Consider the following 8,096-nt stretch of genomic DNA (forward strand, 5'->3'; position numbering starts at 1 on the left):
GTCGTGAGGCACCGCCCTGGTACCGTTCCGCCCGACATGACCGACGACGGCCACCGCCCCGGGGACGAACCGGCCGGCGCCACCCCCGCGGGGGAGCCCGGTCACGGCCGCCTCGAGGAGTCGCGGGCCTGGAACATCCCCTCGTACCTGCTCGCCGGGGTGCTGGGGTTCGGCGGTCTCGGCTGGTTGCTCGACCGCCTCGTCGGCACGGACTTCCTCGTCGCCGTCGGGATCGTCGCGGGCATGGCGCTGGCGATCTACTACGTGTGGTTCCGGTACGGTAAATCGTGACGGCCACTTGTGAAGCCCCTGTGGCCGGTTCGCGTGAGCTCGCGATGACGGCCCGTACCCACGAAGACGTTCGCACGGAGGAGTACACGTGAGCCTCGGGATGCTCGCTGCCGCAGGTGGCGGGGAGGGCTTCGAAGCCCCTGGTCAGGACATCTTCTGGTGGCCGCTGTTCGGCACCAGCGGTGCCTTCGCCGTGACGCGCCCGGCGCTGGTCCTGGTGATCTCCGCCGTGGTGATCGCCGTCGTGCTGACGCTGGCGACCCGCCGGCTGACGGTGGTCCCGGGCAAGGGGCAGATGCTCACCGAGGCCGGCTACGGGCTGGTCCGCAACAGCATCGCCCGCGAGATCATCGGCTCGCACGACTTCCTGCGCTTCGTGCCGCTGCTCTTCACCTACTTCACGCTGATCCTGCTGAACAACCTCTTCGGCGTCATCCCGTTCTTCCAGTACCCGACGATGGGGCGCATCGCCTTCCCGCTGGTGCTGGCGCTCGTGGTCTTCGTGATCTACCACTTCCTCGGGATCAAGCGGCGCGGGCTCGGCGGCTACCTCGCCAGCCTCATCCCGCCGGGCCTGCCCGGCTGGATCAAGCCCTTCGTGTTCTTCCTCGAGCTGATCACGTACTTCATCACCCGGCCGGTGACGCTGGCGCTGCGTCTGTTCGGCAACATGTTCGCGGGTCACATCCTGCTGGTGCTCTTCATCACCGGCGGTGAGTACATGCTGCTGCACTCGCACAGCCTGGGCCTGCAGATCCTGTCCATCCCGACCTTCGGCATGGGCGTCGTGATGACCCTGTTCGAGATCCTCGTCGAGTTCCTGCAGGCGTACATCTTCACGCTGCTCGCCGCCCTGTACATCGCCGGCTCCCTCGCCGACGAGCACTGACCCACCCCCCCCACACCACGATCGACGCGGGCATCGCGTCGGCGACGGAAGGAAGCAGAGAGACTGATGGAAGGCAACATCGCAATCCTCGGCTACGGCCTCTCGGCCATCGGCCCCGGTATCGGCGTCGGCCTGATCTTCGCCGCCTACATCAACGGCGTCGCCCGCCAGCCCGAGGCGCGCGGCATGCTGCAGACCATCGCCTTCCTGGGCTTCGCCCTCACCGAGGCGCTGGCGATCTTCGGTCTGGCGCTGTCCTTCGTCTTCCGCTGACAGGCGCTCCCCCACTCGTCGTAGAGCGCTGATTCCAGAGGAGGAGCCGTGCAGCTCGTAGCACCGGCCCTGGCCGCCGCGGCCGAGGCCACCACACCGGGCGACCCCTCGGTCCCGATCCTGCCCCACCTGGGCGAGATGATCTTCGGGATCGTGGTCTTCGCGGCGCTGTACTTCTACGTCGCCAAGAAGATCGTCCCGCGCCTCGAGAAGGTCTACGCCGAGCGGCGCGCCGCCATCGAGGGCAACGTCGAGAAGGCGGAGCGGGCCCAGGCCGAGGCCCAGGCCGCCCTCGAGGAGTACAAGGCGCAGCTGGCCGACGCCCGCGGCGAGGCGAACCGCATCCGCGAGGAGGCGCGCCAGCAGGGTGCGGCCATCCTCGTCGAGATGCGCGAGCAGGCGCAGGCCGAGGCCGAGCGGATCACCACCTCCGCCCGCGCCACCATCGAGGCCGAGCGCACGCAGGCCACCGCGCAGCTGCGCGCCGAGGTGGGCCGCCTGGCGACCGACCTCGCCTCGCGCATCGTCGGCGAGTCCCTGCACGACTCGGCCCGCCAGAGCGGCGTCGTGGACCGGTTCCTCACCGACCTCGAGCGCAGCGAGAACGCGGGAGTGACCTCTCGATGAGCGAGCTCGACTCCGGCGCCGCCAGGACCAGCCTCGCGGCGGCCCAGCAGGTGCTCGACGCGCAGCTGGCCACCGAGGGCAGCGACGCGGGGCGCACCGGCGAGGACCTCTTCGCCGTCACCTCCCTGCTCGACTCCACGGTGGCCCTGCGCCGGGCCCTCACCGACCCCGCCCGCGCGGCGTCGGCCAAGGCCGAGTTCGTGCGGCGCACGCTGTCGGGGCGCATCAGCCCGGCGGCCGTCGAGGCGGTCGCCGCGCTGACGGCCGGGCGCTGGGCCGCCGGCCGCGACCTGACCGACGCCTGCGAGCGCCTGGCGGTCGTGGCCGTCGCGGTCCAGGCGGAGCGCTCGGGGCACCTCGACGCGCTGGAGGACGAGCTCTTCCGGTTCTCGCGGACCATCGCCGGCAACCCCGGCCTGCGCGACGCGCTGGCCGACCGGGCCGCCCCCGAGGCGAACCGGGCCTCCCTGGTGTCGCGGCTGCTGCTCGACCGCGCCACCCCCGAGGCCGTCCAGCTGGCCCGCCGGGCCGCCACCGCCCCGCGCGGGCTGCGCGCCGAGCGGCTGCTGGAGCAGTGGGTGGACGTCGTCGCCCAGCGCCGCCAGCAGGCCGTGGCGCACGTCGTCTCCGCGGCCCCGCTCTCCGACGCGCAGCGCGAGCGGCTGTCGGCGGCGCTGACGCGCCAGTACGGGCGGGCGATCCGCGTCAACGTGGACGTCGACCCCGAGCTGGTCGGCGGCCTGCGCATCAGCATCGGCGACGACGTCATCGACGGGTCCATCTCGACCCGCATGGAGGAGGCGCGCCGGCGCCTCGCCGGCTGACCGCCCTCCCCGCGCACGCGTTCGCACACCCCCCGTCCGAGGGGGGACAATGGACTTGAGACTGCAGGACCCGAGAAGGAGAGCAGGGCTTCCATGGCCGAGCTGACCATCCGCCCGGAGGAGATCCGGGACGCTCTCGACGCCTTCGTGGCGTCGTACGACCCCGGCACCGCTGCGCGCGAGGAAGTCGGTCGCGTCAGCGAGGCCGGCGACGGCATCGCCCGCGTCGAGGGCCTGCCCTCGGTGATGGCGAACGAGCTGCTGCGCTTCGAGGACGGCACGCTGGGCCTGGCCCAGAACCTCGACGTCCGCGAGGTCGGCGTCGTCGTCCTCGGCGACTTCGCCGGCATCGAGGAGGGCCAGGCCGTGCACCGCACGGGCGAGGTCCTCTCCGTGCCCGTCGGCGACGCCTTCCTCGGCCGCGTCGTGGACCCGCTGGGCGCCCCGATCGACGGCCTCGGCCCGATCGAGGCGGAGACCCGCCGCGCGCTGGAGCTGCAGGCCCCCTCGGTCGTGCAGCGCCAGGAGGTCCGCGAGCCGCTGCAGACCGGCATCAAGGCGATCGACGCGATGATCCCGATCGGCCGCGGCCAGCGCCAGCTGATCATCGGCGACCGCCAGACCGGCAAGACCGCGATCGCGATCGACACGATCCTCAACCAGCGCGAGAACTGGAAGTCGGGCGACCCGAAGCAGCAGGTGCGCTGCATCTACGTCGCCATCGGCCAGAAGGGCTCCACGATCGCCGGCGTGCGGCGCTCGCTGGAGGAGGCCGGCGCGATGGAGTACACGACCATCGTCGCGGCCCCCGCCTCCGACCCGGCCGGCTTCAAGTACCTCGCCCCGTACACCGGCTCGGCCATCGGCCAGCACTGGATGTACGCCGGCAAGCACGTCCTCATCATCTTCGACGACCTGTCCAAGCAGGCCGAGGCCTACCGCGCGGTGTCGCTGCTGCTGCGCCGCCCGCCGGGCCGCGAGGCGTACCCCGGTGACGTCTTCTACCTGCACTCCCGCCTGCTGGAGCGCTGCGCGAAGCTGTCCGACGAGCTGGGCGCGGGCTCGATGACCGGTCTGCCGTTCATCGAGACCAAGGGCAACGACGTCTCGGCGTACATCCCCACCAACGTCATCTCCATCACCGACGGCCAGATCTTCCTGCAGTCGGACCTGTTCAACGCGAACCAGCGCCCGGCCATCGACGTCGGCATCTCGGTCTCGCGCGTCGGCGGCGCCGCGCAGACCAAGGCGATCAAGGGCATCTCGGGCACGCTGAAGCTCGACCTCGCGCAGTTCCGCGCGATGGAGGCCTTCGCGATGTTCGCCTCCGACCTCGACCAGGCCTCCCGCAACCAGCTCGCCCGCGGCGCGCGCCTGGTGGAGCTGCTCAAGCAGCCGCAGTACACCCCGTACGCGCTGGAGGAGCAGGTCGTCTCCATCTGGGCCGGCACCACCGGTCAGCTGGACTCGATCGAGGTCTCGGACGTCTCCCGCTTCGAGCGCGAGTTCCTGGACTACGTCAAGCGCGAGCACGCCGACCTCATGGCGGGCATCCGCGAGACGAAGCAGTTCTCCGACGGCGCCAAGCAGGAGCTGCAGAAGGCGGTCGACGCCTTCAAGCCGCAGTTCTCCTCCGGCAGCGGTGCGGCGGCGGCCCCGGCCGACGGCGGCGAGGGCTCGGCCGACGCGGACGACATCTCGCAGGAGCGCATCACCACCCGCAAGGGCGGCGCGACCGCCGCTCGCGGCTGACGCGCAGCACGACCACGCAGGGACCGAGCGGAGCAGGGAAGAGGAGCAGGACATGGCAGGCCAGCTGAGGGCCTACCGGCGGCAGATCCGCTCGGTCCAGGCGACCAAGAAGATCACCCGCGCGATGGAGCTGATCGCGGCGTCGCGCATCATCAAGGCGCAGGCGAACGTGCGCGCGTCGACCCCCTACGCGCGGGCGCTGACCCGCGCGGTGTCGGCGGCGGCCTCGAACTCCTCGCTCGACCACCCGCTGATCACCGAGAAGCCCGACGTGCGGCGCGCGGCGGTGCTCGTGTGCTCCTCCGACCGCGGCCTGGCGGGGGCGTACTCCTCCAACGCGCTGCGCGAGGGCGAGCGCCTGAGCACGCTGCTGCGCGAGGAGGGCAAGGAGGTCGCGCCCTACCTCGTCGGGCGCAAGGCCGCCGCCTTCTACCGCTTCCGCCGCCGCACCACCGAGGCGGAGTGGGCCGGCTTCACGGACTCCCCGTCCTACGAGAACGCCAAGGAGATCGGCGACCGCCTCCTGGCCGACTTCGGCAAGGACGCCTCCGAGGGCAGGGTGGACGAGATCCACATCGTCTACACGCACTTCGTCAACATGGTGACGCAGGAGCCCCGGGTCGTCCGGCTGCTGCCCATGGAGGTCGTCGAGGGCGTCGAGGCGCCGACCGAGGGCGATCTGCAGCCGCTGTACGAGTTCGAGCCGAGCGCGGACGCGGTGCTCGACGCGCTGCTGCCGCAGTACGTCAACAGCCGCATCTACAACTGCCTGCTGCAGGCCGCGGCCTCCGAGCTCGCCGCCCGCCAGCGCGCGATGAAGAACGCGACCGACAACGCGGACGAGCTCATCAAGAAGCTGACCCGGCTGGCCAACAACGCCCGCCAGGCCGACATCACCCAGGAGATCAGCGAGATCGTCGGCGGCGCCGACGCCCTGGCCTCCGCCGGCTCGCGCGCCTGACCGGCGCGCCGGCCCCGCAGACACCGCAGCACTCACTCGCCGAAGGAAGCCCGAGGAGCGACATGACCGCCACCGTCACCGAGACGCCGACCAGCACCGAGCGCGGTGCGACCGGCCGCATCGCCCGAGTCATCGGGCCCGTCGTCGACGTCGAGTTCTCGGCCGACACGATGCCCGACCAGAACAGCGCCCTCACCACCCAGGTGACCATGGGCGGGCAGACGCAGACCGTGACCCTCGAGGTGGCCTCCCACCTGGGCGAGAACATGGTCCGCGCCATCTCCCTGAAGCCGACCGACGGCATGGTGCGCGGCGCCCCCGTCGTCGACACCGGCGCCCCGATCTCGGTGCCCGTCGGCAACGTCACGCTGGGTCACGTCTTCAACGCCATCGGCGAGTGCCTCAACCTGGAGGACGGCGAGCGCCTCGAGGTCACCGAGCGCTGGCCGATCCACCGCAAGGCCCCCAGCTTCGACCAGCTCGAGTCGAAGACCCAGATGTTCGAGACCGGCATCAAGGTCATCGACCTGCTGACCCCCTACGTGCAGGGCGGCAAGATCGGCCTGTTCGGCGGTGCGGGCGTCGGCAAGACGGTCCTCATCCAGGAGATGATCCAGCGCGTCGCCCAGAACCACGGCGGTGTGTCCGTGTTCGCCGGCGTCGGCGAGCGCACCCGCGAGGGCAACGACCTCATCGGCGAGATGGCCGAGGCGGGCGTCTTCGACAAGACCGCGCTGGTCTTCGGCCAGATGGACGAGCCGCCGGGCACCCGCCTGCGCGTGGCGCTGTCCGCGCTGACGATGGCGGAGTACTTCCGCGACGTGCAGAAGCAGGACGTGCTGCTCTTCATCGACAACATCTTCCGCTTCACCCAGGCCGGCTCGGAGGTGTCGACCCTGCTGGGCCGCATGCCCTCGGCCGTCGGCTACCAGCCCACGCTGGCCGACGAGATGGGCGTGCTCCAGGAGCGGATCACCTCCACCCGCGGCCACTCGATCACCTCGCTGCAGGCGATCTACGTGCCGGCCGACGACTACACCGACCCGGCGCCGGCGACGACGTTCGCCCACCTGGACGCCACGACGGAGCTCTCCCGCGAGATCGCCTCGCGCGGTCTGTACCCGGCCGTGGACCCGCTGGCCTCCACCTCGCGCATCCTGGACCCGCTGTACATCGCCAAGGACCACTACGAGACGGCGGTCCGGGTCAAGCAGATCCTGCAGCGCAACAAGGAGCTGCAGGACATCATCGCCATCCTCGGCGTCGACGAGCTGTCGGAGGAGGACAAGCTGACGGTGAGCCGCGCGCGGCGCATCCAGCAGTTCCTCTCGCAGAACACCTACATGGCCGAGAAGTTCACCGGCGTCGCCGGGTCGACCGTCCCGCTCAAGGAGACGGTGGAGAGCTTCAAGCGCATCGCCGACGGTGAGATGGACCACGTGGCCGAGCAGGCGTTCTTCAACGTCGGTGGCCTCGAGGACGTCGAGCGCAAGTGGGCGCAGATCCAGAAGGAGAACTGACCCGTGGCGCTGCAGGTCGAACTCGTCGCCGCGGACCGCTCGGTCTGGTCGGGGGACGCGTCGCGCGTGCGCGCCCGGACGGTCGACGGTGACATCGGCATCATGTCGGGGCACGAGCCGGTCCTGGCCGTGCTCGTGCCCGGCGAGGTCGTCATCACCGGCTCCGGCGGCGACGGCATCACCGCCCAGGTCAGCGGCGGCTTCTTCTCCGTCGACCACGACAAGGTGACGATCGTCGCCGAGACCGTCGAGGTGGGTGCCGGCACCAGCGCCGGTACCCGTTGAGCACGGCGGGCTGAGGTCGGCGGCGGGACGGGGTCGGGCGTCAGGTGCACGAGCTGCTGGTCTCGCTGGAGGTCGCCGGGATCCTCGCCGCCCTCCTGCTCGCCTTCCTCGTGGCCGTCGTCCTGCGCCGCCGCCGCCTCACCGCGCGGCTCGGCACCTTCGACTGCTCCGTGCGCCAGGCCCGGGGGACCCGCCGCCGGTGGACCCTCGGGGTCGCGCGCTACGAGCTCGACCGCCTCGACTGGTACCGCACGTTCTCGCTGTCCCCGCGCCCGTCGTGCACCTACGCACGGCGGGCGCTGGCCGTGACCCTGTTCCGCGACGCCGAGGGGCAGGAGCTGCTGGCCGTGCAGCCGGGCGCCATCGTCGTCGAGTGCCGCTACGAGGGCACCGAGATCGAGCTGGCGATGACCTCCGACGCCTACACCGGCTTCGCCTCCTGGCTGGAGTCCGCGCCACCGGGCCAGAACGTCAACGTCGCCTGACCCGGCGACGGCGCCCGCACCCTCCGCACCCCGCGCTCCGCAGTCCCGTTCCGACGGGCCGACGGGGGAGCCGCTCGCTACCGTGGCGACGCCGTTCCCGACACACCGTCGCGTCGCCCCAGCGGGTGCCCAGGCACCCGCGTGGACCTCGGAGTTGAACATGCAGTTCCGATCGCGCACCCGTCCCTC

The 8,096-nt window shown here is 71.3% G+C and carries 10 protein-coding genes; all 10 read left to right on the forward strand.

Annotation, left to right across the window (positions count from 1 at the left end; translation table 11 throughout):
- Positions 1 to 36: 36 nt before the first annotated feature.
- Positions 37 to 291, forward strand: a complete 255-nt coding sequence (locus GTQ99_RS16135; RefSeq protein ID WP_166616756.1) for an AtpZ/AtpI family protein — start codon at positions 37 to 39, stop codon at positions 289 to 291.
- An 88-nt stretch (positions 292 to 379) separates the two neighbouring features.
- Positions 380 to 1,180: a F0F1 ATP synthase subunit A gene (gene atpB, locus GTQ99_RS16140; RefSeq protein WP_338075041.1), complete on the forward strand. Its 801-nt coding sequence runs from the start codon at positions 380 to 382 to the stop codon at positions 1,178 to 1,180.
- A 66-nt stretch (positions 1,181 to 1,246) separates the two neighbouring features.
- A complete protein-coding gene (gene atpE / locus GTQ99_RS16145) occupies positions 1,247 to 1,453 on the forward strand; it encodes an ATP synthase F0 subunit C (RefSeq protein ID WP_166616757.1) in 207 nt (68 codons plus the stop codon).
- Positions 1,454 to 1,501: 48 nt separating this feature from the next.
- The gene (locus GTQ99_RS16150) at positions 1,502 to 2,080 is read left to right on the forward strand and encodes a F0F1 ATP synthase subunit B (RefSeq protein WP_166616758.1); all 579 of its coding nucleotides are present in this window, start codon (positions 1,502 to 1,504) and stop codon (positions 2,078 to 2,080) included.
- Positions 2,077 to 2,904 (forward strand): F0F1 ATP synthase subunit delta, encoded by an 828-nt coding sequence (locus GTQ99_RS16155; protein WP_166616759.1) that lies wholly within the window; start codon positions 2,077 to 2,079, stop codon positions 2,902 to 2,904. Before GTQ99_RS16150 ends, GTQ99_RS16155 begins: the two co-directional genes overlap by 4 nt.
- A 93-nt stretch (positions 2,905 to 2,997) precedes the next feature.
- Positions 2,998 to 4,656, forward strand: a complete 1,659-nt coding sequence (atpA, locus tag GTQ99_RS16160; protein WP_166616760.1) for a F0F1 ATP synthase subunit alpha — start codon at positions 2,998 to 3,000, stop codon at positions 4,654 to 4,656.
- A 52-nt stretch (positions 4,657 to 4,708) separates the two neighbouring features.
- A complete protein-coding gene (locus GTQ99_RS16165; RefSeq protein WP_166616761.1) occupies positions 4,709 to 5,617 on the forward strand; it encodes a F0F1 ATP synthase subunit gamma in 909 nt (302 codons plus the stop codon).
- 62 nt (positions 5,618 to 5,679) lie between these two features.
- Positions 5,680 to 7,137, forward strand: a complete 1,458-nt coding sequence (atpD, locus tag GTQ99_RS16170; RefSeq protein ID WP_166616762.1) for a F0F1 ATP synthase subunit beta — start codon at positions 5,680 to 5,682, stop codon at positions 7,135 to 7,137.
- Positions 7,138 to 7,140: 3 nt separating this feature from the next.
- A complete protein-coding gene (locus tag GTQ99_RS16175) occupies positions 7,141 to 7,422 on the forward strand; it encodes a F0F1 ATP synthase subunit epsilon (protein ID WP_166616763.1) in 282 nt (93 codons plus the stop codon).
- A gap of 44 nt (positions 7,423 to 7,466) precedes the next feature.
- Complete coding sequence (locus GTQ99_RS16180) at positions 7,467 to 7,907, forward strand: DUF2550 family protein (protein WP_166616764.1); 441 nt, start codon at positions 7,467 to 7,469, stop codon at positions 7,905 to 7,907.
- Positions 7,908 to 8,096 lie beyond the last annotated feature (189 nt).

This window comes from Kineococcus vitellinus, assembly GCF_009906315.1.
In the GTDB taxonomy this organism is placed as follows: Bacteria; Actinomycetota; Actinomycetes; order Actinomycetales; family Kineococcaceae; genus Kineococcus; species Kineococcus vitellinus.

Bases quoted from the DNA above. Each gene is read 5' to 3' on its own strand.
- GTQ99_RS16155 (WP_166616759.1), top strand. From the start codon at position 2,077: ATGAGCGAGCTCGACTCCGGCGCCGCCAGGACCAGCCTCGCGGCGGCC.
- GTQ99_RS16135 (WP_166616756.1), top strand. From the start codon at position 37: ATGACCGACGACGGCCACCGCCCCGGGGACGAACCGGCCGGCGCCACC.
- atpA (WP_166616760.1), top strand. From the start codon at position 2,998: ATGGCCGAGCTGACCATCCGCCCGGAGGAGATCCGGGACGCTCTCGAC.
- GTQ99_RS16165 (WP_166616761.1), top strand. From the start codon at position 4,709: ATGGCAGGCCAGCTGAGGGCCTACCGGCGGCAGATCCGCTCGGTCCAG.
- atpE (WP_166616757.1), top strand. From the start codon at position 1,247: ATGGAAGGCAACATCGCAATCCTCGGCTACGGCCTCTCGGCCATCGGC.
- atpD (WP_166616762.1), top strand. From the start codon at position 5,680: ATGACCGCCACCGTCACCGAGACGCCGACCAGCACCGAGCGCGGTGCG.